28 protein-coding genes are annotated in these 26,006 nt (G+C 63.3%); 16 read left to right on the top strand and 12 right to left on the bottom strand.

The genetic code is table 11. From position 1 onward, the window contains the following. Positions 1 to 34 precede the first annotated feature (34 nt). From FB466_RS05480 to FB466_RS05455, 6 genes are all read left to right on the top strand, one after another. Entirely contained in the window at positions 35 to 1,468 is a 1,434-nt protein-coding gene (locus FB466_RS05480) for a CCA tRNA nucleotidyltransferase (RefSeq protein ID WP_141916491.1), read from the top strand. Beyond that, positions 1,455 to 2,189, top strand: a complete 735-nt coding sequence (locus FB466_RS05475; RefSeq protein ID WP_141916489.1) for a PIG-L family deacetylase — start codon at positions 1,455 to 1,457, stop codon at positions 2,187 to 2,189. The genes FB466_RS05480 and FB466_RS05475 overlap by 14 nt, the downstream gene beginning before the upstream one ends. Positions 2,190 to 2,299: 110 nt before the next feature. After that, positions 2,300 to 2,698, top strand: a complete 399-nt coding sequence (locus FB466_RS05470; protein WP_141916487.1) for a YbaB/EbfC family nucleoid-associated protein — start codon at positions 2,300 to 2,302, stop codon at positions 2,696 to 2,698. Next, positions 2,695 to 3,009, top strand: coding sequence for a hypothetical protein (locus FB466_RS05465; RefSeq protein ID WP_141916486.1), 315 nt, complete (start codon positions 2,695 to 2,697; stop codon positions 3,007 to 3,009). The genes FB466_RS05470 and FB466_RS05465 overlap by 4 nt, the downstream gene beginning before the upstream one ends. Before the next feature lie 10 nt (positions 3,010 to 3,019). Beyond that, positions 3,020 to 3,859: a WXG100 family type VII secretion target gene (locus tag FB466_RS05460; protein WP_141916484.1), complete on the top strand. Its 840-nt coding sequence runs from the start codon at positions 3,020 to 3,022 to the stop codon at positions 3,857 to 3,859. Positions 3,860 to 3,868: 9 nt separating this feature from the next. Then, positions 3,869 to 4,261: a YbaB/EbfC family nucleoid-associated protein gene (locus FB466_RS05455; protein WP_141916482.1), complete on the top strand. Its 393-nt coding sequence runs from the start codon at positions 3,869 to 3,871 to the stop codon at positions 4,259 to 4,261. Position 4,262: 1 nt separating this feature from the next. Here the strand turns inward: FB466_RS05455 and FB466_RS05450 are convergent, their stop codons facing one another. From FB466_RS05450 to FB466_RS05440, 3 genes are read right to left on the bottom strand one after another with little or no spacing between them, the layout of a single operon-like run. Then, a complete protein-coding gene (locus FB466_RS05450) occupies positions 4,263 to 5,231 on the bottom strand; it encodes a hypothetical protein (RefSeq protein ID WP_141916480.1) in 969 nt (322 codons plus the stop codon). A 34-nt stretch (positions 5,232 to 5,265) separates the two neighbouring features. Beyond that, positions 5,266 to 5,553 (bottom strand): WXG100 family type VII secretion target, encoded by a 288-nt coding sequence (locus FB466_RS05445; RefSeq protein WP_141916479.1) that lies wholly within the window; start codon positions 5,551 to 5,553, stop codon positions 5,266 to 5,268. Between the two features lie 33 nt (positions 5,554 to 5,586). After that, positions 5,587 to 5,919 carry a WXG100 family type VII secretion target gene (locus FB466_RS05440; RefSeq protein WP_141916477.1) on the bottom strand — a complete coding sequence of 111 codons (333 nt, stop codon included), beginning with the start codon at positions 5,917 to 5,919 and terminating at the stop codon, positions 5,587 to 5,589. 277 nt (positions 5,920 to 6,196) lie between these two features. Between FB466_RS05440 and FB466_RS13455 the strand changes: the two genes are divergently transcribed. Genes FB466_RS13455 through FB466_RS05425 form a run of 3 tightly spaced genes read left to right on the top strand, consistent with a single transcriptional unit; the run spans position 6,197 to position 9,421 of the window. Continuing rightward, positions 6,197 to 6,712: a hypothetical protein gene (locus FB466_RS13455; protein ID WP_170206038.1), complete on the top strand. Its 516-nt coding sequence runs from the start codon at positions 6,197 to 6,199 to the stop codon at positions 6,710 to 6,712. Continuing rightward, positions 6,709 to 8,088, top strand: a complete 1,380-nt coding sequence (locus FB466_RS13615; protein WP_141916475.1) for a S8 family peptidase — start codon at positions 6,709 to 6,711, stop codon at positions 8,086 to 8,088. Before FB466_RS13455 ends, FB466_RS13615 begins: the two co-directional genes overlap by 4 nt. 4 nt (positions 8,089 to 8,092) lie before the next feature. After that, the gene (locus FB466_RS05425; protein WP_141916474.1) at positions 8,093 to 9,421 is read left to right on the top strand and encodes a hypothetical protein; all 1,329 of its coding nucleotides are present in this window, start codon (positions 8,093 to 8,095) and stop codon (positions 9,419 to 9,421) included. 54 nt (positions 9,422 to 9,475) lie between these two features. Here the strand turns inward: FB466_RS05425 and FB466_RS05420 are convergent, their stop codons facing one another. From FB466_RS05420 to FB466_RS05380, 9 genes are all read right to left on the bottom strand, one after another. Then, positions 9,476 to 10,723 carry a glycosyltransferase gene (locus FB466_RS05420; protein ID WP_170206037.1) on the bottom strand — a complete coding sequence of 416 codons (1,248 nt, stop codon included), beginning with the start codon at positions 10,721 to 10,723 and terminating at the stop codon, positions 9,476 to 9,478. A gap of 100 nt (positions 10,724 to 10,823) precedes the next feature. Beyond that, the gene (locus FB466_RS05415; protein WP_246054530.1) at positions 10,824 to 12,524 is read right to left on the bottom strand and encodes a long-chain-fatty-acid--CoA ligase; all 1,701 of its coding nucleotides are present in this window, start codon (positions 12,522 to 12,524) and stop codon (positions 10,824 to 10,826) included. Positions 12,525 to 12,617: 93 nt separating this feature from the next. Continuing rightward, positions 12,618 to 13,976, bottom strand: coding sequence for an acyltransferase family protein (locus tag FB466_RS05410; RefSeq protein ID WP_170206036.1), 1,359 nt, complete (start codon positions 13,974 to 13,976; stop codon positions 12,618 to 12,620). 155 nt (positions 13,977 to 14,131) lie between these two features. Then, positions 14,132 to 14,803: a response regulator gene (locus FB466_RS05405; protein ID WP_141916467.1), complete on the bottom strand. Its 672-nt coding sequence runs from the start codon at positions 14,801 to 14,803 to the stop codon at positions 14,132 to 14,134. Then, the gene (locus FB466_RS05400; RefSeq protein ID WP_141916465.1) at positions 14,800 to 16,056 is read right to left on the bottom strand and encodes a sensor histidine kinase; all 1,257 of its coding nucleotides are present in this window, start codon (positions 16,054 to 16,056) and stop codon (positions 14,800 to 14,802) included. The genes FB466_RS05405 and FB466_RS05400 overlap by 4 nt, the downstream gene beginning before the upstream one ends. Positions 16,057 to 16,169: 113 nt before the next feature. Continuing rightward, positions 16,170 to 16,865 carry a PepSY domain-containing protein gene (locus FB466_RS05395; protein WP_141916463.1) on the bottom strand — a complete coding sequence of 232 codons (696 nt, stop codon included), beginning with the start codon at positions 16,863 to 16,865 and terminating at the stop codon, positions 16,170 to 16,172. A gap of 70 nt (positions 16,866 to 16,935) precedes the next feature. Continuing rightward, positions 16,936 to 18,339, bottom strand: coding sequence for a sensor histidine kinase (locus FB466_RS05390; protein WP_211344759.1), 1,404 nt, complete (start codon positions 18,337 to 18,339; stop codon positions 16,936 to 16,938). Continuing rightward, on the bottom strand, positions 18,332 to 19,009 hold the full coding sequence (locus FB466_RS05385; RefSeq protein WP_141916462.1) for a response regulator transcription factor: 678 nt from the start codon (positions 19,007 to 19,009) through the stop codon (positions 18,332 to 18,334). The genes FB466_RS05390 and FB466_RS05385 overlap by 8 nt, the downstream gene beginning before the upstream one ends. 92 nt (positions 19,010 to 19,101) lie before the next feature. Beyond that, positions 19,102 to 20,202 (bottom strand): glycosyltransferase, encoded by a 1,101-nt coding sequence (locus FB466_RS05380; protein ID WP_141916460.1) that lies wholly within the window; start codon positions 20,200 to 20,202, stop codon positions 19,102 to 19,104. A 200-nt stretch (positions 20,203 to 20,402) separates the two neighbouring features. On the opposite strand from FB466_RS05380, the gene FB466_RS05375 reads away from it, so the two are divergent. The 7 genes from FB466_RS05375 to dnaB all read left to right on the top strand — a co-directional run bounded on the left by FB466_RS05375 (position 20,403) and on the right by dnaB (position 25,987). Then, the gene (locus tag FB466_RS05375; RefSeq protein ID WP_141916458.1) at positions 20,403 to 21,392 is read left to right on the top strand and encodes a GDP-mannose 4,6-dehydratase; all 990 of its coding nucleotides are present in this window, start codon (positions 20,403 to 20,405) and stop codon (positions 21,390 to 21,392) included. Between the two features lie 33 nt (positions 21,393 to 21,425). After that, complete coding sequence (locus FB466_RS05370; protein WP_141916457.1) at positions 21,426 to 22,349, top strand: NAD-dependent epimerase/dehydratase family protein; 924 nt, start codon at positions 21,426 to 21,428, stop codon at positions 22,347 to 22,349. Positions 22,350 to 22,530: 181 nt separating this feature from the next. After that, entirely contained in the window at positions 22,531 to 22,884 is a 354-nt protein-coding gene (gene rpsF / locus FB466_RS05365) for a 30S ribosomal protein S6 (RefSeq protein ID WP_425460897.1), read from the top strand. Positions 22,885 to 22,887: 3 nt separating this feature from the next. Beyond that, positions 22,888 to 23,391 (top strand): single-stranded DNA-binding protein, encoded by a 504-nt coding sequence (locus tag FB466_RS05360; RefSeq protein WP_141916454.1) that lies wholly within the window; start codon positions 22,888 to 22,890, stop codon positions 23,389 to 23,391. Between the two features lie 65 nt (positions 23,392 to 23,456). Then, positions 23,457 to 23,723, top strand: a complete 267-nt coding sequence (gene rpsR, locus FB466_RS05355; protein WP_141916452.1) for a 30S ribosomal protein S18 — start codon at positions 23,457 to 23,459, stop codon at positions 23,721 to 23,723. 12 nt (positions 23,724 to 23,735) lie between these two features. After that, positions 23,736 to 24,191, top strand: a complete 456-nt coding sequence (gene rplI, locus FB466_RS05350) for a 50S ribosomal protein L9 (RefSeq protein WP_141916450.1) — start codon at positions 23,736 to 23,738, stop codon at positions 24,189 to 24,191. A gap of 416 nt (positions 24,192 to 24,607) precedes the next feature. After that, positions 24,608 to 25,987 (top strand): replicative DNA helicase, encoded by a 1,380-nt coding sequence (gene dnaB, locus FB466_RS05345; RefSeq protein WP_141916448.1) that lies wholly within the window; start codon positions 24,608 to 24,610, stop codon positions 25,985 to 25,987. The last annotated feature ends 19 nt before the right edge of the window (positions 25,988 to 26,006 follow it).

The raw sequence follows: 26,006 nt of genomic DNA, 5'->3' as shown, positions 1-26,006 counted from the left end.
TCCCGCGACAGCCGTACCCTCTAACATTGCAATCATGCTTAACATGGCCGACTCTCTCGCTGCCCTGCGCTCCGTAGCCGAATCGCCCACGGTGGAAATACTCTCCGCGGCCTTCAGCCGGGCCGGTCACGAGTTGGCTCTGGTGGGCGGTCCGGTTCGGGATGCGCTGCTGGGGCGCCCCGTGAACGACCTGGACTTTACCACCTCCGCTTCGCCCGAGGAGATCATCCGTATTGTTAAGCCGCACTCCTCGGCGCTGTGGGATGTTGGCCGTGAGTTTGGCACGATTGCCGCCCGGGTTCTTGATGAGACCGTTGAGATTACCACCTATCGCGCCGATAGCTATGATGCCGATTCACGCAAACCCGAGGTGGTCTTTGGGGACACCCTGGAGGGCGATCTGCGCCGCCGCGACTTCACCGTCAACGCGATGGCCCTCCGCCTGCCCGGGCAGGTGCTGGTTGACCCCGCCAACGGGGTGGATCATCTACTCGCTCGCGTGTTGCGCACACCGAGCACACCCGAGCAGTCGTTCAGTGATGACCCGCTGCGGATGCTGCGGGCCGCCCGCTTCGCCGCCCAGCTTAACTTTCGTGTCGATGAGGAGGTCTCGGCTGCCATGGCCCGGATGGCCGACCGACTCACGATTATCTCGGCTGAGCGTATCCGTGACGAGCTCAATAAGTTGCTGCTCAGCGATATCCCGCGTGTGGGAATCAGCCTGCTGGTGGATTCCGGACTGGCCGAGCGGTTTCTCCCCGAGTTGCCAGCCCTCACGCTGACCCAGGATGACCACAAGCGCCACAAGGATGTGTATGAGCACAGCCTCACGGTGCTTGACCAGGCCATTGCACTCGAATATGAGCGCTCGACTGACGAGGTTTTTGTGCCCAACCTTGTGGTGCGCCTGGCCGCCCTACTGCACGATATTGGCAAGCCACCCACGCGTCGCTTCGAGCCTGGAAACGTGGTCACCTTCCACCACCACGATGTGGTGGGTGCAAAAATGGTCAAGAAGCGGTTGCGTGAGTTGCGCTACGACAATGACACGATTAAGGCTGTGGCCCGCCTGGTGGAGTTGCACCTGCGTTTCTTCGGCTACACGGATGCCAAGTGGTCGGACTCCGCGGTGCGCCGCTACGTGCGTGACGCCGGACCGTATCTGGAAGAGCTGCACATTCTGGTGCGCGCCGATGTCACCACGCGCAACGTGCGCAAGGCAGACCGTCTCGCTTTTGCCTACGACGATCTTGAGAACCGTATCGAGGAACTCAGCAAGGAAGAGGAGATGAACGCCGTTCGCCCGGATCTGAACGGTGAGCAGATTATGGCGATACTCGATCTTCGCCCCGGCCCGATCGTGGGGCAGGCGTACGCTTTTCTGATGGAGCTGCGACTCGATCACGGCCCGCAGAGCGAGGAGGCTGCGACAGCTGCCCTGTTGGAGTGGTACCGTGACCCCGCCTGATCCGTCTCCGCTGCTGGAGGCGCGCCGACCGTTATTTATTCACGCGCATCCGGATGATGAGACGATTACCACGGGCGGGACTCTCGCGACGCTCGTGGCTCGCGGCGCCGAGGTAACCGTGCTGACCCTGACGCGGGGGGAGCGCGGTGAGGTTGTGGCGGGGCCGCTGCACCATCTCGAAGGAACAGAGCAGCTGGGGGCATACCGCGAGGGTGAACTCGCCGCGGCTATGCGTGCACTTGGTATCTCTGATCAGCGGTTTTTAGGGTTTCCGGGCCGAGTTTTTCGGGATTCTGGGATGCGGTGGGGGCCGGACGGTTACGCGGTTGCCGACCCCTCGGCCTCGGCCGACTCGCTCTGCCTGGCACCGTTTGATGAGGTTCTGGATGCTGCGCGTTTGGTGGTGGCGGAGGTCCGGCCCGACGCCCTCGTGAGCTATGACGAGCGGGGTGGGTACGGGCATCCAGACCACGTTCGGGCGCACGAGGTGGCGGTACGGCTGGCCGAGGAGTGGGCGGTGCCGCTGTATCTCATTGTTCCGGCGGATGCTGTGCGTGCCGACGTGGGTGCCGTGGACGTGGATCCTGTGGCGTGGTCGCGCAAAGTTGCTGCACTGCGCTGTCACGCCACGCAGGTAACGGTTGACGGGGATGACCTGGTGCACTCGGGCGGGCAGCGGCAGGCGATTGATCGGGTCGAGTGGTTTCGACGGGTTCTGTGAGTTATCCACAGGGGTGCAAAAAGAATTTCAATGTTTAAGGTACGGGTTGCTAGAGTCTGAAGAGATTTCATGAGCAGCCCGGGGGGACTGCCGGACCTGTAGAGGATTCAATGTCAGAGTCAGCCCCCCAGTCTCACACCGATGATGCGTTGCGCGCCGTTTGGGAGCGGGCCGAGCGTGTGCGGGAGGCTTCGGAGAAGCTCCGCGAGATCGTGGGTACCGCCGAGTCGCCGGATGGCGGCATCCGCATTACGGTGGGCGGGAATGGCATCATCACAGAGTTGAGCCTCAGCCCGGTTGTTGACGGGTATTCGCCCGAGGAACTTCGTGAGGCTATCCTTTCGACCCTGCAGCGGGCCCGAGGTGAGTGGCAGCAGCGCAGCGAACCTATCCTGGGGCTCGTTAAACCCTCGGAGGAGGAGCAGGCCCAAGCGGATGCTGCTAAAGCTCGGTTGGAATCTTTTCTTGCACTATCCGTTCCCCGATCCCCCCTGGGAGGAAATGTATGACCACCTATGAGGTTAACCTCGATCTGCTCGATCACCATTCGGAGGCGATGTCTCGTTTGGCAAGTGACCTTGACCCGATCACGAGTGCGATGTCTGCGAGCCAGCTTCAGTGGTCACATCTGGGTCTCTACGGGTTGCAATTTCTGGATGGTTCCAACCATACCCGTGCCATGGTGCAGACCGTGGTTACCGCGATGGCAACCCTGATTGACACCGTGTCACAGGCCGACCAGGTGATGCGAACGGGCTACCAGGACATTGACGATCAACAGAAAACGAAGTTTTCTCGTCACCGTGAGGAACTGGGATAGGGAGCGTACTATGACAAATCTTATCGTTGAGCCCGGAGAGGCTAATCACGAGGGGACGCTAGGGTACATCTTTCGAGATTTGCCGGGGGAGGCGTTAGCAATGAGTCCCCTCAGTGTGAAAGTGATTCAGTTCCGTCCGATTGTGGATGAGGTGGCAGCCTCCATTGAATCCGCGCGTGAGGGGCGGTCGGCGGATGCCGCTTTGGGATTCGTTGAGGCGGCATTGGATACCACGGGCAATATCATCGACCCGATTGGATCGCTGGTATCTGCTGGACTCAGTATTCTCATTAATGAACTCCAGCCCATCACGGCGATCCTTGACGCACTTACCGGCGACAAAGCCGGGGTCGAGGCGAATGCAGCGACCTGGCACAATATTGCACAGTCGCTAAGAGATCAAGCTGATCCGCTGAGTCAGGAAGTCGTTCGAGGTCGCGAGGGGTGGGTGGGGGCAACCGCGCAGCGTTACACCCGAGACCTTCAGGATGCCGATCAACTTTTTACCGTATTAGCTGATGCTGCCACTTTGGTGGCGGACGGTACGCTGTCCATCTCGGCCCTCCTAGAGGCGCTGCGGAACCTGATCATCGGTGTGTTGAGTGACACAATTTCTTTTATTCTCATGAAGGCCTGGGAAAATATTTTGCCAGCAGTCGGTACTGCAATCTTTATTTCACAGTGCATGGTACTCATTTATCGAAATGTCGTTAAATTGTTGGAGTTTGTCAATCTGTATTGTGATACAAATGCGGAGCTCGCTCGAGAAATGGAAATCCTCAACGAATCTCTTGAACTTGCGGTGCGAGAAATTGTGAAGATTACTCAAGCTTTCGCCGGAGTGCGGTAGGCCAAGCCGATGACGAAAAATCAGGAGGGTCACGGGATGGTTGACCTCACATCTCTGGGGGTTTTGCTCGATGAGGCGTCCCAGCGTCTCGCAGCTGCCGAACGGTTGAGAGATTCTCTGGGTGCACTGTCGTGTGAATCGGAGTCTCGTGGCGGGCACATCACGGTTCAGGTTGATGGCTCGGGTAACCTGACCGATCTGCGGGTGACACAGAGTGCTATTGACTCCGGGTACCGCAACCTTGAATACACAATCCTTCTCACTCTGCGCCAGGCACTCGCTGCGTTGCATGATCGGGTGGAGGACACAACGGCTGGAATGGGGGAGACTGGTGCCGCGATTGTGCGGGGGTACTCCCGGGATTGTGGTGGAGACCTGTCGAGCCACGACATAATCCGCTAGATCAGTGTGGTGGTGTGCCCTGCTGTTCGGGATAGTTGGGCACCGGGAGACGGTTCGCGAGAGCCGTGAGCAGCTCCAGTTGTTGGTAAATACTCAAGGCTGACCCCTCGTAATTGCGGTAGGCGACGAGTTGACCATTGACCTGGGCGATCGAACACAGCAAAGGCGGTGCGGTCAGTAAGACGCGCACCACTTCCGGTGTCATCATGGTTTGGATAAACCGGGGGTCAGCGGATTGAACCACCCACCGCTCGTTGAGCGGGTTGTTGCGTGCTGCAATGTGTGGAAGATTATCGCCGTAGTCGTGCTGCGACGACATATTGTTGTTGGTGAGCCGAAACGGGGGAAGCCAGTGGGGAAGCTGAAGAACCACGATATTTTCGGACATATCGGCGTCGCGGAAGCGTGGTCGGCGCTTACTCTCGGCGCGAGCATCCTCGTCGATCCACGCCCACAGGGGCAGAAATAACACGACCAACGAAGCGGTTTCGTGGTATCCGACGATATGGGCTGATGTGAAGGAGTACGACCTGTGGGTGCCCGTGACGACGTGGGTCGTGTTCCATACTCGGATCCACCGGGAGGGAGAGAACGTCGCGTACAGAATATCCAGCGGTGGTGATCCGCTGTCGGATTGGTAGACCCACCGATGTGCGTCTGCCCACGGCTGGATCGAATCTCGGTAGGAGCGGTAGCGGGCTGTAACGTTCCGCTTCGCGACGTAGTGCAGCTTTGCGAAGGGGAGGGGAAGCGTAAACAGCACAAGAGCGAAGTACACCAGCGTGAAGATCAGAAAACCCGTGGGTGTCCAGGGTGGGCGTAGCCCTCCGCCTCGCTCCGTACTTACAAAGAGGGTGAGAAGGTACAGAAAAAAGAAGCCCAGCATGAGCACCCCCCACCCCAGCGCGAGGGGGATGGCATACCTGTTGAGCGCTTGCTTCTCGGACATCGTTGCCGGAGGCGGTGGCATGATAGGTGCGTACGTCTGCGGAAAAAAGGCGGAGTTAAAGCTGTTGCTCATAGCCGTTTTCACGCTCGGCATACTCGGTCTGTGCCGCGCTAATATCGGCTGCGTAGGCTTCTAATTTGGCGTTGAGGTCGTCCATATCACCGAGCCAGGTGGACAGGGAAAACTGGAATGCGTTGGCGGCGGCCCCCGTCCATTGAACGCTCAGCGTGCGGGCAGTGATTGCAAGACGCTCGTTGATTTTGTCCATCTCCTCGGCAACCGTATCTACGGTATCCGAGAGGGCGAGGATGCTTTCGCACGTGACTTTTTGTTCAGAAATCATGGGGATGCTCCTGGAGGGAAGTTGTGGTGGGTGTTAGGGGCATGAGCAGGTAGACCCGCACATCAGCGCGCACAGGCCTTTACTGACCTCAACGTGTTCTTCTTCGAGCTGGGCGAGGTCTTCTTCGGCGCGACGAAGGGCTGTGTTGAGGGTGTCAAGGTCAGCGTGCTTGCGGCGAACTAGATCCATCCACTCGTTTAGCAGGGTTGCGAGCTCGACACTCGCATCCGTGCTCCAGTACCCGGGAATAGCATCGCAGGCAAGGTCAAGATTTTTTAGCTGGGTGGAGATGTCGTCATACGCCTCGGTGAGAATCTGCTGGGCAACTGCGAGTGCACCTTCTTGTGCAGAAATAACCAAATTCATGTGCTCGTTCCGTTCAGGGGGTTCGGAATAATCTCACTCATCCTAGCGACGTTAGGGAAGTGAACCCGAGTTATCCACAGGCCGTGCAGTGGGCTGGCCAGCAGTGTCACGTTGTGGAGTGAATCGAGGGGTTCAGGTTGCGGTGGTTCGGATAAACCATTACCCTGGGGATGTTTTATGTTGGGTGTGTGTGCCTGGCGTGCTGGTTGTGGGGGCGTTACCGAGTTGTTCGGTGGTGCTCCTTTTTTTGTTTTTTGTGCGGTGATGGAGTAGGGATATGACGTACAACATTGGGATCCGGGAAGAAGAGGTTCTCACGGCTATTCAGAAACTCCGAAATGCGCAGGAAGATCTCGCGGCGGCGTATCCTGGTCCGCCGCCGAATCTTACGTGTGCGGCGGATCCTACGGCTACTCAGGAGCTTGACGATACGTTGGACTGGGCGATGGTGCAGTTGAAGAAGCGTACTGATGGGTGGCAAGGGTATCTTGCGACTCAGGCGGATAATATCAAGGCCACGGTTGAGGATCTTAGTGCTCTTGATGAGAACTTTGCGCATGAGTTGCGGGTTGAAACGGAGTGGGTTGAGGGTGTCGTGGCCGCTGTGGTCCCGGTGTCTTCGCCGGTGGCGGGGCCGGGTGCGGCTCCGGGTGGTGCGGGCGGTACTGGTGCTGCGGCATCTGGTGCGGGCACCGGGCCGGGTGTGGTGTCTGGTGGTTCGGGGCCGGGGGCGGCTCCGGGTGGTGCGGGTGGTTCGGGGAGTAGTGCGTCGTCGGCTGGGGGCGAGGGGTGACCCGCCCCTGGAGGGTGGGGGTGCGGGTGTTTGGTGCCGGGGTTGTGGTCGCGGTGCTGGGGGGTGTGGGGCTTGTCCCGGCTGCGGCGGAGGGCACTCCCGGGCTCTGGTACTACGACAATTATGGTGTGCAAGAGGCTCATGACAGTGGGTTCACGGGGCAGGGTGTCACGATCGCTATTATTGACTCGCCTTTGTATCGTGAGATGCCCGCTCTCGCGGACGCGAATATCACGGTGCGTGAACCGTCTTACTGTGGAACCCTTGATAACCCCGGGACGCGTGCCCCGGCCACCAGCAGTAACCCGGCGGAGGCCCGTCACGGGACTGCTATGGCGATGTTTATCGCGGGTAATGGGGATGGCGGTGCGCCCGGGGTGCAGGCACCCCTCGGCGTCGCACCGGATGCCCAGATCAACTACTACGCGGCAACGCTTAAGAATGTGGACTTTGGCAAAGACCCCTACATACACTGCTATCGCGGTGATGAAGACCTGAGTGATGTGGGCGTGGCTGAGGCGATTACGCAGGCGGTTGATGATGGGGCAGACATTATTTCCATGTCACTCGGAGCGGGTGCTACTCGTCCGGTGGTTCAGGCGGTGACCTACGCGTTGCAGAAGGGGGTTGTGCTCGTTTCGGGGACCTCGAATGATCTGGTCACCGCCTCGGGACTCTCTACGCTCAATGGCGTTGTGACTCTGCAGGCGGAAACGCCCGCGGGTGCGATTGTCGCTAACTCCGCGAAAGTGGATCCAGCGGTGACCGTAGTCGGTCCCGGTGGAGACATCCTGACTCTGAATCGTTCGTGGACAAGTTTTGGGACGAGTTCGGGAACGTCGATGGCGACCGCGATTACGTCGGGTTTCTTGGCCCTGGTGAAATCAAAGTATCCAGAGGCCACGGGAAACCAGTTGTTACAGACTCTTATTCGTAATACCGGGAGTGAGGATCATGATCTTTTCTTTGATCCCGCTGGGTATTGGGGGTATGGGTCTGTGTCGTTGCAGCATATGCTTCGTGTTGATCCGACGCAGTACCCGGATGTGAATCCTCTTTTCGACAAGGATTTCGGTTCTCCGTTGTTTGAGGATGTTTTTGGGGCGTCCGCGCAGCCGACCTCGGCCGCGCCTGCGGGTGCGGTAACTCTGCCTGATCTCTTGCTGTGGGGTGGGGTGGCGGTTGGCGGGTTGGTTGTTGTTGCAGCGGTCACCACGGTGCTTATCCTTCGAAACCGACGAAAAACGACTCCCACGACTCCCACGACTCCCACGACTCCCACGACTCCCACGACTCCCACGACTCCCACGACTCCCACGACTCCCACGACTCCCACGACTCCCACGACTCCCACGACTCCCACGGAAGGATTGTAGCGATATGGGCTACTACGAAGAACTCTTGTATGAATCGGCGTACCGATCGAAGTGGAATAACAGTGATTTTGTGCGGATCGCGACCGTGGCCGATACTGCTGCGGCAGCGATGAAAGTGGTCGCGGGTAACCCGGGGTGGGACGGGAAATCAGCGGATGCCGCGCGCGACAAGCTCGATGTTGACGGGCGTAAGCTTTCGTATAGTTCTCGTTCTATTGCGGAGATTGCTCGTGTGGTGGAGTCGGCGAATATGCTGATTGATTTCGCGCGTGATGCGTATGAGGAGATCCAGGGAATTGCTCTCAGCCCCGTGGATAAAGCGGCGGTGATCGCGGGAGGAACGGTTCTCCTCCCGGGGTTGGGCACGATTATCAGCGCGGCCGGTATCGTGACTGCCGAGTCTGCTCTTGCGGCTCAGCGTGAACAGGAAGCACAGAAAGCCGTCAAAGAACTCGCTTCCGCTACACAAATCATCGCCCAACGCATCACAAGCAGCGTGAAGGAGCTGTGGCCAGGAGAGGGCTACCAGAAGCCTGAAGCGGGTAGTGATGTTCCGCCGGAGTATGACTATCCGGACCCGCTTGAACGGGGTAGGACCGGTGGTCTTGAAACACCCGGTGGTGGGGGCCCGGTTTTCCCAGGCCCGGGTTCCACGGTCCCGGGCATAACACCCCCCGGCGGCGGCGGTGGTGGCCCGGGCGGTGGCGGTGGTACCGGCCCCGGTGACGGCGGTGGTGGCCCGGGCGGTGGTGGCGGTACCGGCCCCGGTGACGGCGGTGGCGGTGGTGGCGGTGGTGGTACGCTGCCGGGTGATGGAATCGTGTGGGATCCTGAGTCTCCGTACTATCCCGGAGACACGTCCGCGGATGACGGCAGTGGTTCTGGTGGCGGTACCACGGGCGGTTTAGGGAACGGTACCGGCGGTGTCCTCGGGGGTATCGCGGGTGCGGGAGTAGCCGTAGGGGCCGCGAAACTCAGCACGGGCGGCCTGGGCGGCGGCGGTGTGGTCCTGGGTGGTGGTAACACCCCGGGCGGTACAGGACTCAAACCCGCACCCGCGAGCACGACCCCCACGGGCACGGGTGGTGCTCGTGGTGGGATGGGCATGATGGGCGGCGCCCCGGCCGGTAGCGGATCAGGAGAGAAAAAACGACCCACCACACGAGGACTCATCGCGCCGAGACTCGAAGACGATGAACCCTTCGTGCAACCTAAAGCCGGTGCCGGCTCACGCGTCCCCGGTGATCCCCTGTATGAAGCCGCGCAAGCACAACGCCGCGCCGAAGAAGAACGCAACAAACCCACACCCAAAAAACGATGGTGGCACCACTAACCACGAACAACCTGACAACAACTGAGCAGACAAGGAGGAGGCCCCCAGCGGCAGTCAGATGCGAGCGACCGGAGAAGTTGTCGCACCCGCTAGTCGCGCGTAAAGATCTTCCACTCGTGCGGCGTGCGCCTCCCAGGAATGGTTGTGGGCCCAGTCGCGGGCGCTGCGGGAGAGTCCATCCAGCCGAGTCGGGTCATCCAGAAGCCTCGCGGCCTCTCGGGCCCACGTCTCCGGGTCCCGGCCGTCGCAGAGGATACCGCTCTCACCATCCGATATTGACTCGATAAGACCCGTGGTGCGCTGCGCCAGCACGGGTGTGCCCGAGGCGGCCGCTTCGAGGGCAACCAGCCCAAACGTTTCGGAGTGCGAGGGTACGAGCGCCAAGCGGGCTCCGGCGAGCAGTGCCGCCGCGTCTGCCCGGGAGCGCGCGGGTAAAAAATGTACCCGCTCGGCCACGCCGAGCGAGGTGGCGAGGGCACGTAATCCGGTCGCGTAGTCCTCCTGCCCGAGGGTCGGTTCCCCTGCGAGCACCAGATCGGGCCGGGCGGCTGCGGGCAGGGCGGCGAGCAGGCGAATCGCCAGATCCTGGCCCTTGAGTGGTTGCACCCGGCCCAGCACCGCCAGGTAGCCGTGGGGGAGTGCGCGCAGTGGGGCCGGGGAATTCGCTGCTCGCGCGGGGGAGAACAGGTCGGTATCCACACCGGGTGGGATGTGGTGCACCCGCTCGGGGGCGGGGCCATAGTGCCGGATGATGGCGTCGCGCTCCCGCTCGCTGCCTGCCACGGTATCCCCCGAGCGGGTGAGCATCCGCTCGGAGGCGCAGCGTTCGGGAGATTCGGGGCTGTCGCCGGGAGCCCGATGTTCATCTTTGAGCGCCACAACCGTGTGCAGATTGAGTACGTGTGGGATGCCGAGACCTGCGGCCACGGGCTGCGCCGCGAGCCCCGAGAGCCAGTAGTGTGAGTGGATGACGTCGGGGGTGGGCAGCGCGGCGAGATGGTCACTAAACTCGGCCACGACCTTCGGTAGCTGCTCTTTGCGGAGCGGCCCGAGTGGGCCCGCGGGCAGCGCCAGCACCTCGGCGCCACCGGGGGTGAGGGCGCGTTCGGGTTGATCGCGGCCGTGGCGTCGGGTGAGGATGGATACGCGGTGGCCACGGGCCGTGAGAGTGTCGGCGAGGGCCAGCACCTGCACGTTGAGACCACCGGCGTCGCCCCGCCCGGGCAGGTCGAGCGGGGAGGTGTGGAACGAAACAAGGCTGACGGTGAGCGGTCGCACGCCCGCGTTGTCAGCTATCGGCACCGCATCCACCCTTTCTCCGTTTTACGTGAAAAATCGTTTCACGCCCCCACCAGGGTAGCCCGAACCCCTGAACGTGGCGGACGGTGTGGGTGGGGGAGTCCTACGAGTCGCGTAGTGCGATCAATTCGTCGCGCACGGTGCGTCGCAGGACCTTGCCGATGAGCGAGCGGGGCAGGTCGCTCACGGCGATGACGCGTTTGGGAACCTTGTAGGCCGTGAGGTTCTGACGACAGAAGTCCCGCAGAGCCTCCGAGTCAAATGTGGTGCCCTCCCGGAGTACCACCGCGGCCGAAACATCCTCACCACCCGAGGTGCGGGGAAGGCCCACGACCGCGGCACCCTCGATATCGGGGTGACGGAGGAGCACCTCCTCGACCTCGGAGGGGGACACATTGAAGCCGCCGGTAATGATGATTTCCTTGACGCGATCAATGACCGTGACGAAGCCGTCCTCGGATACCGTGACAATGTCCCCCGTGCGCAGCCATCCGCCCGGGAGGAGGGTGGCCGCGGTGTCGCTGTCGCGCCCCCAGTATCCCTGGAATACCTGAGGCCCCCGCACGAGCAACTCGCCCGATTCGTTCGCGTTGCGGTCCTCGTGCGGATCGTCGGGGTTCACCACGCGGATCTCCGTGCTCGGAAATGGCACCCCCACGGTGCCGGGGCGCCGCGTGGCACCCATGGGGTTTCCGAGGGCGATGGGGGAGGCCTCGGTCATTCCGTAGCCCTCCACGAGCAGGCCGCCTGTGGCCTCCTCCCAGCGGGCGACCGTGGCCACCGGCAGCGACATGGCCCCCGAGATGGCAAAACGGATGCTCGAGAGATCGACTCCACGCCGCTCGGAGGCCCGGGCTAACTGCTCGTAGATGGGCGGCACGGCGGGCAGGAACGTGGGCGGTGACTTCCGGGTGGCCGCGATCACCATATCTACGTCAAACGTGGGGAACAGTACGAGCCGCGCGCCCATGGCCATCGCGTAGGTGAGGCAGAGGGTCATCCCGTAAGCGTGAAAGAGGGGGAGCACACCGTAGAAGGTCTCCTCACCCTCGCGCAGCCCGGGCACCCAGGCCTGGCCCTGCATGGCGTTGGCTCGCAGGTTACCGTGGGTGAGGATGGCCCCCTTGGGTGTCCCGGTCGTTCCGCTCGTGTACTGCAAGAGCGCAATATCACCCACACCGGGTCGCACGTAGCGCTTGGCGATGCGGCGGTTCTTGAGCAGGGTTTTCCAGGTGAAAACGCGGCGGGCCGAGGGGGTGGCGGTCATCGCCGCTCGGGTCTGACGGGCTCGGGGCACGGGCAGCCGCAGGGCGAGGCGTTTACCCAGAGGCAGGGCTTCCGGCAGGGTGACCGAGATGAGGTGATCGATGGGGATATCCGCCGGGAAATCACTCACGGTATCGTGCACCTTGTCCCAGACAATCGCCACTCGGGCACCGTGGTCTTCAAACTGGTGGCGTAGCTCGCGCGCGGTGTACAGCGGGTTGTGCTCAATCACGATGGCACCGACGCGCAGGGCCGCGTAGAAGGCGACGACGTGTTGCGGACAGTTGGGGAGCACAATCGCCACGCGGTCACCGGGAGCGACCCCCACCCGGCGGAGGCCTTCGGCCGCACGGGCTACCTGATCGCCGAGCTCGGCGTAGGTGGTGGTGGCACCAAAAAATTCGAGGGCGACTCGGTGGCGGAACCGGGTGATTGAGTCATCCAGCATATCCACGAGGGATTGAGTGGGCGTCTCAATTTCGGGTGGAACGCCTTCGGCGTAGGAGGCGAGCCAGGGCTTGTGTTCGTACCGGTTCACCGGGTCCTCATTTCTTATGGCATCCGGCCGTGGTGCGTGACAGTGAACGAGCACACCGGGAGATGGTTCCATAACGACAGTGTTCGGCCCATTCTAGTGACGGTGGATACGGCCGTCAGCATATATCTGCGTGGCCGCTCGGGCGGGTGCACGGGCAGCCGCGAGGCGCAGCGTGGCCAGTAGCACGGCACTCGTCATCATCACGAGTGCGATGCCAATGCCAACCAGGGACAGACCCGTCACGAGCAGGACGAGGACGCCGCCGGCTCCCAGCAGCACGGCAATCCCGGTGCGCACACGCACGGGGGTCGAGGTGCCAAGAAACGGCATCGCGAGCCGCATATTCTCCAGCCGCCCGGTGAGCCGGACGACCGGGATGAGGGCCAGGCCCACGGCTGCCAGCCACAGCGGGCGGGTGGCCCACCAGTCGCCGGTCACGGGTGCGGGCAGCGAGATCTGGGCGAGCAGAAGAATCGCAGCAAAGACGAGAAGAACCGGCATATGCCAGAGGTAGATGGTCATCGAGCGGGTGTTGATGCCGTCCATGATTGCCTTCGCCCGGGGGTGTTCGGCGAGCAGCCGCAGGCGGTCGCGCACGAGAGTGAACGCGCACAGCTGGGCCAGGCCGAGCAGTACCAGGCACAGGGTTGGCGGGTTGAGGTTCTCGATCATGTCGAGCGAGTAGGGGCCGCCGATGGAGAGCACCAGCAGGGCGAGCAGTGCGTTCACCCCGAGTTGGATGCGTGCGGTGCGGCTCAACCCCTCGAAGCGGTTATCGGCTAGCCAGAAGCCCAGCTGCTGCACGCACAGCCAGACGAAGAGGAGGTTGAGGAACCCGATTGCCTCGATGCCGGAGATGAAGCGGATGGTGTCCACCGCGGCGATGGCGCCGAGCAGGACGCCCAGGGTTGCCACAGGGCGCGATTCGTGCAGGCGCACGAGCAGCGGCACGGCTGCCGAGCACAGCACGTAGACACCCAGGAACCAGAGCGGCTGGCTGAGGCGGAAGCCGGCGGTGGCGACGATCTCGGCCGGGACTCCGCTCATCGACATCACGAGCAGGCTGGTGCCGGCCGTGGCGATCACGGCGAGTGTGGGGGTGAGCAGGCGGTGAATGCGGGCGCTCACATAGTCGCTCGCGCTGTGACCGCGCTCGCGCATCCGCCGCCAGTGGGTGATGCTGGAGTATCCGCCCACGATGAAGAAGAGGGGCATTACCTGGACGACCCAGCTGACGGGGGCAAACCAGTCACGGTTTTCGAGGGCGTTTTCGAGCAGTGGGCCGTGCGGGCCGATGCTTACGCCGACCATCATGGAGTGCAGCGCGACCACGACAACGAGGCAGAAGGCGCGGGCCAGGTCGATGCTGCGGTCGCGGTGCGACCCGGCGGGCGGCGCTGCGCGTGGCGTTGCCGTCTGGGTGGGCGTGGGGGCCGGACCAACCAGTGTCATGATGCTCTCCTCGGTGCGACGGCCTGTCCGTCGGCACATGAAGAGTAAAACGGCGGTGCAGGTGGACCCATCACCCCGGGGAGTGATTGTGCACCCCTACCCCGGTAGGGGGTGTTTTGCCACCCCGGATGTCACCCCCGGTGGGGTCTCACCGTCTACCGGTGTGGCTCTACCAGGCCCGTGTCGTAGGCGAGCACGACGGCCTGCACCCGGTCGCGCAGTCCCAGCTTGCTGAAGATTTTGCTGACGTGGGTTTTGACGGTCTGCTCAGCCACAAAAAGTTGCGCAGCAATCTCGGTGTTGGAGAGACCGCGCCCCACGAGTGTGAGTACCTCGCGCTCGCGGTCGGTGAGATCGTTGAGCTCGACCGCGCGGCCAGGCTGTGTCGGTGCGGTCTCGGCGAACCGTTCGATCAGCCGCTTCATCACGCGCGGCGCGATCAGGGCCTCCCCGGCCGCGATGACACGTACGGCCTGCACGAGATCCTCGGGCAGGGCATCCTTCAGCAGGAAACCACTTGCCCCGGCCCGCAGTGCGTCGTGCACGTACTCGTCAATGTCGAAGGTGGTGAGCACGAGGATGAGGGGGGTGTGGTGGTCGCCCCGGCTGGGGTGGGTGAGTTCACGCGTGGCGTCGATACCGTTCATGACGGGCATCCGCACATCCATCAACACCACATCGGGTCGGAGTCGGCGTGACAGGGTGACGGCCTCGGCCCCGTCGCAGGCCTGGCCCACAACGGTGATGCCCTCGTGGGCGTCGAGAATGGCGGCAAAGCCGGCGCGTACCATGGCCTGGTCGTCGGCAATCAGGACGGAAATGGTCACGGTTTCTCCTGAGAATGGGGGTTGGTGGTGGATTCCCGTCCCGGCGCTGTTCCGGGGTCCGGCGAGGGTAGCAGTGCGCACACCCGGTACCCGCCCTCGGGGGTGGGGCCGTGTTCCAGCGTGCCGCCCAGCAGGGCCACGCGCTCGCGCATCCCGACGAGACCGTGCCCGCCACGGTCGCGGTCGGCCAGCGGTGGTCGCGGTGGCGGCTCGTTGCGTACCGTCACCCGCACACTGCCCGATTCGCGTTCAACGGCAACGAGGGTCTCCGCCTCGGGCGCGTGCCGCACCACGTTGCTGATGGACTCCTGCACAATACGGTAGGCGGCGAGGGCCACCGGGCCGGGGGTGGGGTGCGCGGTGATGTCGGGTGACCACGCGAGCGTCACCGGGTTGCCCGCCCTCCTGCTCGACTCCACGAGACCGGGGATGTCGTGCAGCGAGGGCTGTGGGCCCAGCTCGGCCGGGTCGGTGCTGCGCAGCACGCCCAGCAACTGCCGCATCTCGGTCAGGGCGGTGCGGGCGGTTGCCCCGATCTCGTCAAACTCGCTGGCCGTGGTCTCGTCCATGCCGGATAGCCGGTACCGGGCCGAGGTGGCCTGCACCTGGATGACCGACATACCGTGGGCGACCACGTCGTGCAGTTCGCGGGCGATGCGGTTGCGCTCCTCCATCAGCTCGCGGCGCGCCTGCTCGGCGGCCGTCGTCTGCCGCTCGTGCACGAGCTGCGCGCGGATGCTGCGTCGCTGCGCCAGGAGAAGGGAGATGCCCAGGGCACCCCCCGAGATACAGGTGAAGACAACCGTGTTGGCGACGGAGCCATCGGCCTCCGGGTATCGGGGGATGGTGGCGGCGATCACGAGGGCCGAGACCAGAACGCTCAGCAGCCAGGCCATGATGGCCACCGACCAGCGGGCGGTGAGGGCGAGCACCGCGATCACGGCGCTCTGCGTGATCAGCAGGGTCACCGACCACGGCCAGGGTCCGTCAACGGATGCGCTGCTGAGCGATTGCAGCAGCAGGACGGCAGTGAGCGACAGGGCAACCGCGAGCCGCGGCATCCGCACGGCCAGGGGCAGGGCCCCACAGTGCAGGGCTCCGAGCACAAACGCGAGGGCGAGGGGGGTGCCGTAGAGGACGGTGTGGATGGGCACGCTAATCGCCATCAGGGCGATGCCCAGCAGCCCGAGCAGCAATCGGCTGAGCAGGCTGGGCTGTCCGGTGTCGGGGTCGGTGAATTTGAGCGCTGGCATGATCCTGCGTCTACTCTGACACACGGGGGGTGGGTCCGCCTGTCCGGCACGTACGGGCACGACCACTTCTCGGTGTTCTTCGGGTAGCGGCGGTGTCGCCTGGATCGGAGCTCCTAGTTGGCGAATCCGTCCTCGTCAACCCGCAGTGTGGTGAGGTCGCCATTGAGGAAGATATCCGCCTCGGTACCGTCCGCTCGCTGCACCTCGACCTCGTAGACGGTGCCGTTGCGGCTGCTCCACTCCACGTCGAGGTCGGTCACCACGCCGCCGGTTCCCCCGGCCGCTTTCAGCGCGGCATCCTTCACGCGGGTGAGCGTCGCGTCGTCGAGCACAACGTCGTCACCGCGCACGGTCAGACCGTCGGTATCCTCGGCGATGTTTTGCCGGTCCTCATCCGCATCGTTGAGGTGGTCGTTGTCGTCGAAGCGGTCTACCTCATCTCCCCGGTTCCCGGTGCTGCTGTCGTCCGGCGTCCGGTGTGTTGTCACGGTGTACGGCTGGTCCCGGTCGTCGTCAAAGGCGTTGGCACCGACGGCCACGCCGCCGCCCAGCAGGACCAGACCGGCCGCGGCTGCTCCGCCGATCAGCCACCACTTCTTGGGGGTGGATGCCGGGCCTGTCGGTGCGCCCGGAGCCGGGTATCCGCCCCCAGCGTTTCCACCGGCATACGCGTTGGCAAACGCCTCGGCGCCGGGCTGTGCGGGCGGTTCCGGGAATATCGGCTGCTGCACCGTGGGCTGTGAGTCGGCCTCCTGGCCCGGGGTGACCGGTGTGGTGGGTGTGCTCTCGGGGGTTTCGTTGTTGTTCATACCCGTACCCTCTCAACCGGGTGCTGAAGCGTTCCTGAAGTATCCTGAAGCCGCCTTCAGAAACCCGCGCTCACAGCCGTGCGGGCAGAAACACCCGCACCCGGGCTCCGCCGCTCGGGGCCGCGCCGATCACCACCTTCCCCCCGTGTGCCGCCACAATGTCTCGCACAATTGCGAGCCCCAGACCCGACCCACCATCGTCGCGAGCCCGCGCCTCATCGAGCCGCACAAAGCGGTCACATACGCGCTCTCGGTCGGCCTCGGGGATGCCCGCACCGTCATCGTCCACCGTGAGCGTCACCCCGCTGGCGTCTTCCGTGAGGCTCAGCGTCACGGTGCTGCGCGCGTGTCGCGCCGCGTTGTCCACGAGGTTGCGCAGTACCTGGCCGAGCAGGCCCTCGCTGCCCCGCACCTGCGCGGCGGAGACGTCGGCTGTTTCAACCGTGACCGTCCCGCTGCTCCGCAGCCGGTGGGCCTCAGCGAGCACGAGGTCGTCGAGGTCAACCGGGGTGGGCGGAATGTGTAACCGTCGTTCATCTGAGCGGGTGAGTATGAGTAGTGACTCCACCAGCCGCTGCATCCGCAGGGTTTCCGCCAGGGTGAGGCGGGCCAGTTCGTCGTCGCCGAGTGCCCCCGGGTAGGTTGCTGCGACCTCCGCATTCTGCCGGATTGCCGCGAGGGGTGAGCGGAGCTCGTGCGAGGCATCCGAAATAAACTGTCGCTGGGCTGCCTGGGCGGAGTCGAGCCGTGCGAGCATCGAGTTCATGGTTGTTGCGAGGCTCGCGATCTCGTCCCGTCCGCCCGGGTGTGCCACCCGCCGATCAAGACTCGACGAGCTGATCTCCTCCACCTCCCGCCGCATCAGCTCAACCGGCCGCATCGCGCGGCCCGTCAACCACCAGGTGAGTAGGCCCACCACGACCAGGATTGTCGGGATCGCTACGACAAACATCACCAGGACCACCCGCACCGACAGCTCGGGGTCCTCGGTGCTGCGGCCCACGAGCACGGTTACCCCGGCGTTATTTTGGGCATCGGCCGGGATCACCTGGTTTACCATCGTAAACAGGGCCTCATCCCGGTCCGAGTCACTGTCCTCATCGTCATCGGAGTCCTCGCGGAGCACCAGCTGAAGGGGCCAGGCGTCCGACACGATCGGGTCGGCACCCTCAAGGTCATCGGAGGCCGCGATCACCAGCCCGGTGGGGCTGAGGATCTGGATGAGGTCGTCGCTATCCGCGAACTCCTCCACCAGCTCCCCGGCCTCCTGCCCCGAGGCGAGTCGTTCCGCGAGGAAGTTCGCTTGGGATTGTGCGGCCGCGGTCACATCGGTAACGGGGAATGCCTCGCGGGCGTAGCGCAGCGCCAGGCTGGCTCCGATGACCAACACCACGGCCAGCACGGCCACGGCGGCACCGGCGGCCCGCAGTCGTACCGAGCGCCAGGGCCGGCCGCGCTCGCCGCGCTCAGCCACCGTTGCTCGCCAGCCGGTATCCGGCCCCCCGCAGCGTCTCGATGGCGGTTCGCCCAAACGGCCGATCCACCTTGTTGCGCAGGTGCCGTATATAGACCTCCACAATGTTGGGGTCGCCCTCAAAATCGTCGTCCCATACGTGGTCCAAAATATTGCGCTTCGACACGGCCTCACCCCGGTGCCGTAGCAGGTATTCGAGCACCGCCGACTCCCGTGAGGTGAGTTCCACCCGGGTATCGCCGCGCCAGGTGGTGCGTGCGGCCGGGTCGTAGCGCAGGTCGCCCGCAACAAGCTCCGCGGGCCGCTCCTGGGCCCCGCGTCGCAGCAGAGCCCGGATGCGCGCCAGCAGGATCGCAAACGAAAACGGCTTGGTCAGGTAGTCATCGGCTCCGGTATCCAGACCCTCCACCTGGTCCCACTCGCCATCCTTGGCGGTGAGCATGATGATGGGCGTCCAGTTTTCCTCGTCGCGCAGCGCCTGGCACACCTGGTAGCCATTGAGGTAGGGCAGCATGATGTCGAGCACGATGACGTCGTAGGGCTTCTCCCTGGCCAGCCACAGGCCGTCCGTCCCGTTGTGGGCCACATCCACTGCACACCCCTCGGCCTCCAGACCCGAGCGCAGGCCTGATGCCAGGCGCACCTCGTCCTCTACCACCAGAATCCGCAACGATAACCTCTTTTCCTGGTCTGAACCACCAGCGTAACCTTCGCATTCGGATGCTGAAGCTGCGCTGAAGGCCCGGTGCGGTACCAGCCGGGTTACGTTTTCGGCAGCCAGGCCCTAATGTTTTTGAGAAACACGGAGCGGTCAAACTCCCAGGCCCGCGCCACGCAGTCTTCGGGGCGGGCCTGTTCTGCTCGGCGGAGCGCGTCGCGGCAGCTCTCGGCGCTGAAATCGGCGAGGAGGGCACCGGTCTTTCCATCCACAACGGTTTCGGTCGCCCCGCCCACATTGCGGGCCACCACGGGAGTGCCTGTGGCCATCGCCTCGACGGGCATGATGCCAAAATCTTCCACCGGCGGGAAAACAAAAACGCGCGCCCTGCGATACATTTCGCGGAGGAGTGGCTGCGACGGGCGCGGGATAAACGTGACCTCGGCCTCGCTTGCGGCGGCTACCCGTACGAGTTCCTCGCGGTGTGGTCCGTCACCGGCCAGCACAACGGGTGCGCCGGTATGCCGACCAAACTCGATCACATCTTCAAGCCGCTTGTAGGGAATGAATCGGGAGGCTCCCAGCACAAAGCCATCGGGTAGCGATGCCAGGATGGCCGCATCCTCCGGCGTCAGGTCGGCCGCGCTGCCTGAGGTAAAAACGGTCACATCAACCGGGGGGTAAATGACCACACTCTCACGGCCCCAGCACTCCCGAATTCGCTCCGCAATCACGTTACTTATCGCGGCATAGCTCGTCGCTTCCCGTGCGCGGGCGCGGTCAATGCGGCGCAGCAGCGGGGTGATGAGACGCACGATCGGGTTGTTCCCGCGCTGATCGAGCTCCGGGTACCAGATATACCGTGCGGGGGTATAGGTATAGACAAATTTCTGCGGCGTGCGTTTCCACCGCGGGAACCGGGCGTGGTGCGCAAAGAGGTGTGAGCTGCACAACATCCAGTCGGCTTCGGGGGCTTTCAGTCGACGCCAGACGAACGGCATAATCGGCACCGAGAGGGCCTTGCTGCGGCGCAAGGGTGTTCGGGCCAGCCACGTCTCGATCACTCGTCCGGGTGCAAATCGAGTGGGGGCGTCGTCCCACAGGCAGACGATTCGAGCCTGTGAGTATTCTGCGGCCAACTGCTCGACAACGTACTCGGCTCCGCCGTGCGGTTCCAGCCACTCATGCACAATGATTCCAGTCACAGGTCTCTACCCTAATGCGGAACGCTGAGTTCGCATCAATTCGGGAGCGCCGGGGTGCGGGGTCGGCCTGCGAGAATATTTTCGGTGCGGTATCCAGGGTGAAGAAACCCTGCCCACAGCCAGATGCCGCACCGGTCTTGCTATACTCCAACAGAATCACGGGTCGGGACCCAGAGAACGCTAAAAAGAATAGGGGCACTATGCCACAGGGGAAAGTCGCACTCGTCACGGGTATTACCGGCCAGGATGGCGGACATCTCGCCGAGCTGCTGCACAACGAGGGATACGAGGTGCACGGTCTGATCCGTGGCCAGAGCAACCCGCGTCGGGTTGCGCTGGAGGCCGAGATGCCGTGGATCAACCTGGTGGAGGGTGATCTCACCGATCCCACGTCGCTGATCCGGGCCGTGGATCTCACCGACCCCGATGAGCTCTACAACCTTGCTGCTGTCAGTCATGTGGGCTACTCGTTCAAGAACCCCACCCTCACCGCCGATGTTACGGGCAAGGGTGTGCTCAATGTCCTGGAGGCTGTGCGGCTCACGGGTCGCGCCGAGAAGACACGCATCTACCAGGCCTCCACCTCCGAAATGTTTGGTGGCCTCGACTACAACCGCCCGGGCCAGGGGTACGACGAGAGTTCGTTGTTCCACCCGCGCAGCCCCTACGGTGTGGCCAAGCTCTACGGCCACTGGATTGCCAAAAACTACCGCGAGAGCTACGGGATGTTCGTGACCTGCGGCATCCTCTTTAATCACGAGGGCGAGCGCCGGGGTGTGGAGTTCGTCACCCGCAAGATCACGCACGCCGTTGCCCGAATCAAGGCGGGTCTGCAAGACACCATCGAGCTGGGCGACCTCTGGCCCAAGCGAGACTGGGGCTACGCCGGAGACTTTGTGCGCGGGATGCACCTGATGGTGCAGCATGATGTGCCCGACGACTTTGTGCTCGCCACCGGTGAGACGCACTCAATCGAGGAATTCCTGACCCTCGCCTTTGCCGAGATCGGCGTTGATGATTGGCGCCCCTACGTGGTGCAGAACCCCGCGTTCATGCGCCCGGCCGAGGTGGACATCCTCTTGGGGAACCCGGCGAAGGCCGAGAAGGTGCTCGGCTGGAAGCGTGAGGTAGATTTCCCGGGCCTCGTGAGCCGGATGGTGCGCCACGACCTCGCCCTCCTGGATCTGTAGGCACCGCGTATCGCTTTTTATCAGAGGCAGAGCATGACCGTGAACCGTGTGACCGTGACCGGTGTGGACGGTTTTGTGGGCCGCCACGTAGCCCGCCTGGCCGCTGATGCCGGGCTTGAGGTGATTGGTGTGTCGCGCTCGCCACAGCTCGATCCCGAGCTCAGTGGCGTGGTACATCGCTACCTCAGCGCGGACCTCACCGAGGAGTGGCCGGCGGATGCGCTCGGCGACGCCGTGATCCACCTCGCCGGTCTCGCCGCCGTGGGTCCATCCTTCGACGCCCCCCAGGAGTACCTGAGTGCTAATAGCGCTATGGTCACCCACCTGGGTGAGGCGATTCTGCGGGAGGGCCGGGCCGGGCAGACGCGTATCCTGGCCGTCAGCTCGGGCTCGGTGTACGGCCAGGGGCTCGGTGAAACGCCCATTGACGAGAGTGCCCCCGTGCAGTTCACCTCGCCCTACGTGGTGAGCAAAGTGCTGGTCGAGAACCAGCTGGCCTACTACGGTCGGCGCGGTATCGCCACGGCAATTGCCCGCCCGTTCAATCACATCGGTCCGGGCCAGCGGCCCGGCTTCCTGGTGCCAGACCTCCAGCGGGCACTCGCCGCGCACCGGCCGGGTGAGCCACTTGCGGTGGGAAACCTCGACACGCGGCGCGACTATTCGGATGTGCGGGATGTTGCGGACGCCTATCTGCGCCTGGTCACGTCTCCCGAGCCCGTCACGGGTGTGTTCAATGTGTGCTCGGGTCGGGCCCGCTCCGGGTGGGAGATTCTGGATGCACTGTGCGAGTCGATGGGTCGTCCGCGCCCCGAGGTCGTGGCTGACCCGTCGCGGTTCCGGCCCACGGACCCGCAGGTTATTGTGGGGTCCGCCGACCGGCTGCGCGCCGAGACGGGGTGGGCACCCGAGCGGGATGCGGGCCAGAGCATCCGCGACTTCGTGGATTCCCTGTAAACAGGACGATCCACCCGGGCAATATCACGATTGTGCTGCGCGGCCGGGTAAAAACACGCTACAATCGGAAGGTTGTTCGCGCTATCTGGCGTGAACACGATGCTATTTACCCTCCTGTTACAGACCGTCTGTAACCGTTAAGTCCGAAGGAGGTGGGTTAGTGACGCATCAGTACGAACTCATGGTCATCCTCGATCCAGAAGTGGACGAGCGCACCGTGGCACCCAGCCTGGACAAGTTCCTCGCCGTCATCACCAAGAGTGGTGGCAGTGTTGACAAGGTTGACATCTGGGGCAAGCGACGTCTCGCCTATGAGATCAATAAGAAGTCGGAAGGCATCTACGCCGTTGTTGACTTCACCGCGACCTCAGAAGCAACCGACGAGCTCGACCGTCAGCTGGGTCTGAGCGAAGCCGTGCTTCGCACCAAGGTCCTCCGCGCCGACGAGGGCATTGCCCAGCGCGCCGAGCAGGCCGAGCGTGACGCCGCCAAGGCTGCCCGCGCCGCCAAGGCCACGCCGAAGCAGAGCGCTTAGTCTATGGCCGGCGAAACCGTCATCACCGTGGTGGGAAACCTCACCGCTGACCCGGAGCTGCGTTTCACTCAGAGTGGCGTAGCCCTGGCAACCTTCACCATCGCATCGACTCCGCGGACTTTTGACCGCCAGTCGAACGAGTGGAAAGATGGCGAAGCTCTCTTCCTGCGCGCAAGCGTGTGGCGGGAGTTTGCCGAGCACGTCGCGAGTTCGCTCACGAAGGGCTCGCGCGTGATCGCCACCGGTCGCCTCAAGCAGCGTTCTTACGAAACAAAAGAGGGCGAAAAGCGCACCAGCATGGAGATCGACGTCGATGAAATCGGCCCGAGCCTCCGGTACGCCACCGCATCCATCACCCGCTCGCAGTCTCGCGGTCCCGGTGCTATCCCCGGCGGTGCCGGTGGAGCAGCCCCCGCCGCGAGCGAGCCGTGGGCCGCGGCTCCCCCGTCAAACGACGGATGGGCTAACCCCGGTGCCAGCTTCGATGGAAACGACGCACCCTTCTAGTTTCGTCACACGTTTCGCCGGCACTCGTGCCAGGCACTGCAGAATTATCAGAAAGTTAGGAAACCATGGCTGGAAAGTCGAGCGGCGGAAGCCGCAAGCAGGGCGGTCGCAGCGGTAAGGGTGCAAAGACCCTCGCCCCCGCGAAGTCCATCACCGTTGGCGTCATCGATTACAAGGATGTTGCTACACTTCGTAAGTTTGTCTCTGAGCGTGGCAAGATCCGCGCGCGTCGTATCACCGGCGTTTCTGTTCAGGAGCAGCGCCTGATCGCTAAGGCCGTGAAGAACGCCCGCGAGATGGCTCTTCTTCCCTACGCCGGCTCTGGCCGTTAGGAGTTCGCCACCATGTCGAAGATTATTCTGACCCACGAGGTGACGGGACTCGGCGCGCCCGGGGACGTCATCGAGGTCAAGAACGGCTACGCCCGTAACTACCTTCTGCCCCAGGGGTTCGCGATTTCGTGGAGCCGTGGAGCCGAGAAGCAGGTTGAGCAGATTCGGGCAGCCCGTGCCGCCCGCGAGCTGGCAACCGTTGAAGAGGCACTGGATATCAAGGCCAAGCTGGAGAACGCCCGCGTGCGTCTTCCCGTGAAGACCGGTACCGGTGGGCGCCTCTTCGGCTCCGTCAAGACCGGCGATATCGCCGCCGCCGTGTCGGCTGCGGGCATTGCCGAGTTGGACAAGCGCAAGATTGAGATTCCCACGGCTATCAAGACCGTTGGGGACTACCAGGCCACCGTGCGTCTGCGGGAGGACCTCATTGCCACCATCACCCTCCAGGTGATTGCGGCAAAGAAGTAGCCACACACTTCTGCGGCTGGCGGGATGCTTTAACAGCATCCCGCCAGCCGTTTTTTATCCCCAAAATTCTCCCCAACCCGCCACCTCTGCTCGTGACAAACGCAGAGTTATCCGCAGGGTTACCCCCAAGCATCACCCGATTATCCAAAGAAGTTTTAATCCACAGGGTGTGGGATTTGAAATCCCTGTTCAGGGCATATATTTTAAAGTTATTCCGATGTTTATCCACAGTTATCCACATGACTTTTGCACATGATTTACGGCGTTTCGCGCAGTCTATCCACAGATTTATCCACAGGCTTGTTTGAGGGTGTGCTATGGAGTGCCTAGGGTGGGGATAACCGCTCGGTGCTGTACCCCTCATCCTGCCCGTTTCCCGGGTAGGGTGGCTCACGGTTAGTTAGTAAGGAGAATCGTTGTCCATTGCGCATCTCGGTATCCCGGATGATGTTCCCCCGGCCCACGAGGGCTACGGCGGGGAGCGCACACCACCGCACGACCTGCTCGCGGAGCAGAGCGCGCTCGGCGGTATGCTCCTCAGCAAGGATGCGGTAGCCGATGTGACCGATGCCGTGCGGGGCACCGATTTTTACGTGCCCAAGCATGAGGTGATCTTTGACGCCATCCTCAGCCTGTACTCCCACGGTGAACCCACCGATGTGATTGCGGTCACCGATGAGCTCACCAAAGCCGGTGACCTGCAACGGGCGGGTGGGGCCGAGTACCTGCACACGCTCACGAGCCTGGTGCCCACCGCGGCCAACGCCGGCTACTACGCCGAGATTGTGGGAGAGCGCGCCCTGCTACGCCGCCTGGTTGAGGCGGGCACGCGCATTGTGCAGATGGGCTATGCGGGGGAGGGCGAGGCCACCGATCTTGTCAACAACGCTCAGGCTGAGATTTACGCGGTAGCGGGTGGCAAGACGAGTGAAGACTACGTCTCGCTCAATGTGGCCGTGGATGCCGCCGTCCAGGAGATTGAGGCCGCCGAGAGCGCCGGATCCGGTATGACCGGTGTGCCCACGGGTTTCCGGGAGCTGGACCAGATGACGAACGGCCTGCATGCCGGACAGCTCATCATCATCGCGGCCCGGCCCGCCCTCGGTAAATCGACGTTGGCGCTGGATATTGCGCGCGCCGCCTCCGTCGGCCACGGCCAGGCCACCGTGTTTTTCTCGCTCGAAATGGGCCGAGCCGAGATTGCGATGCGTCTCCTCTCAGCCGAGGCGGCCATCCCCTTGCAGGCTATGCGCAAGGGAACGCTGGAACCGCGCGACTGGACCCGCATCGCCTCGACAACCGCGCGGGTCAATGACGCCCCCCTCTACATCGACGACAGCCCCAATATGACCCTCGTGGAGATCCGGGCGAAGTGTCGGCGGCTCAAGCAGAAGAATGAGCTCAAGATGGTCGTGATCGACTACCTCCAGTTGATGACGAGCGGGAAGCGGGTGGAGAGCCGCCAGCAGGAGGTGAGCGAATTTTCGCGCGCGCTCAAGCTCTTGGCCAAGGAAATCGAGGTCCCCGTGATTGCGCTCTCGCAGTTGAACCGTGGGCCCGAGCAGCGCGCCGACAAGATGCCCGCGATCAGCGACCTGCGTGAGTCGGGGTCGCTGGAGCAGGACGCCGATATGGTGATCCTGCTGCACCGCGAGTCCGCCTACGAGAAGGACAACCCGCGCGCGGGCGAGGCCGATTTTATTGTGGCCAAGCACCGTAACGGGCCCACCGGCACGGTCACGGTCGCCTTTCAGGGCCATTTTTCTCGGTTCACGGATATGGCTCCTGGGGTGTAGCCGAGAACGTATTCGGTGG

Source organism: Klugiella xanthotipulae (assembly GCF_006716695.1).
GTDB lineage: Bacteria > Actinomycetota > Actinomycetes > Actinomycetales > Microbacteriaceae > Klugiella > Klugiella xanthotipulae.
Note: the sequence above shows the minus strand (reverse complement) of the source record. Positions and strands in the feature narration are given on the sequence as shown.

Coding starts and splice junctions, on each gene's coding strand:
- FB466_RS05480 (WP_141916491.1), top strand. CDS start 35: ATGCTTAACATGGCCGACTCTCTCGCTGCCCTGCGCTCCGTAGCCGAA.
- FB466_RS05470 (WP_141916487.1), top strand. CDS start 2,300: ATGTCAGAGTCAGCCCCCCAGTCTCACACCGATGATGCGTTGCGCGCC.
- FB466_RS05465 (WP_141916486.1), top strand. CDS start 2,695: ATGACCACCTATGAGGTTAACCTCGATCTGCTCGATCACCATTCGGAG.
- FB466_RS05460 (WP_141916484.1), top strand. CDS start 3,020: ATGACAAATCTTATCGTTGAGCCCGGAGAGGCTAATCACGAGGGGACG.
- FB466_RS05455 (WP_141916482.1), top strand. CDS start 3,869: ATGACGAAAAATCAGGAGGGTCACGGGATGGTTGACCTCACATCTCTG.
- FB466_RS05450 (WP_141916480.1), bottom strand. CDS start 5,231: ATGCCACCGCCTCCGGCAACGATGTCCGAGAAGCAAGCGCTCAACAGG.
- FB466_RS05445 (WP_141916479.1), bottom strand. CDS start 5,553: ATGATTTCTGAACAAAAAGTCACGTGCGAAAGCATCCTCGCCCTCTCG.
- FB466_RS05440 (WP_141916477.1), bottom strand. CDS start 5,919: ATGAATTTGGTTATTTCTGCACAAGAAGGTGCACTCGCAGTTGCCCAG.
- FB466_RS13455 (WP_170206038.1), top strand. CDS start 6,197: ATGACGTACAACATTGGGATCCGGGAAGAAGAGGTTCTCACGGCTATT.
- FB466_RS05425 (WP_141916474.1), top strand. CDS start 8,093: ATGGGCTACTACGAAGAACTCTTGTATGAATCGGCGTACCGATCGAAG.
- FB466_RS05410 (WP_170206036.1), bottom strand. CDS start 13,976: ATGACACTGGTTGGTCCGGCCCCCACGCCCACCCAGACGGCAACGCCA.
- FB466_RS05400 (WP_141916465.1), bottom strand. CDS start 16,056: ATGCCAGCGCTCAAATTCACCGACCCCGACACCGGACAGCCCAGCCTG.
- FB466_RS05395 (WP_141916463.1), bottom strand. CDS start 16,865: ATGAACAACAACGAAACCCCCGAGAGCACACCCACCACACCGGTCACC.
- FB466_RS05375 (WP_141916458.1), top strand. CDS start 20,403: ATGCCACAGGGGAAAGTCGCACTCGTCACGGGTATTACCGGCCAGGAT.
- FB466_RS05370 (WP_141916457.1), top strand. CDS start 21,426: ATGACCGTGAACCGTGTGACCGTGACCGGTGTGGACGGTTTTGTGGGC.
- rpsF (WP_425460897.1), top strand. CDS start 22,531: ATGGTCATCCTCGATCCAGAAGTGGACGAGCGCACCGTGGCACCCAGC.
- FB466_RS05360 (WP_141916454.1), top strand. CDS start 22,888: ATGGCCGGCGAAACCGTCATCACCGTGGTGGGAAACCTCACCGCTGAC.
- rpsR (WP_141916452.1), top strand. CDS start 23,457: ATGGCTGGAAAGTCGAGCGGCGGAAGCCGCAAGCAGGGCGGTCGCAGC.
- rplI (WP_141916450.1), top strand. CDS start 23,736: ATGTCGAAGATTATTCTGACCCACGAGGTGACGGGACTCGGCGCGCCC.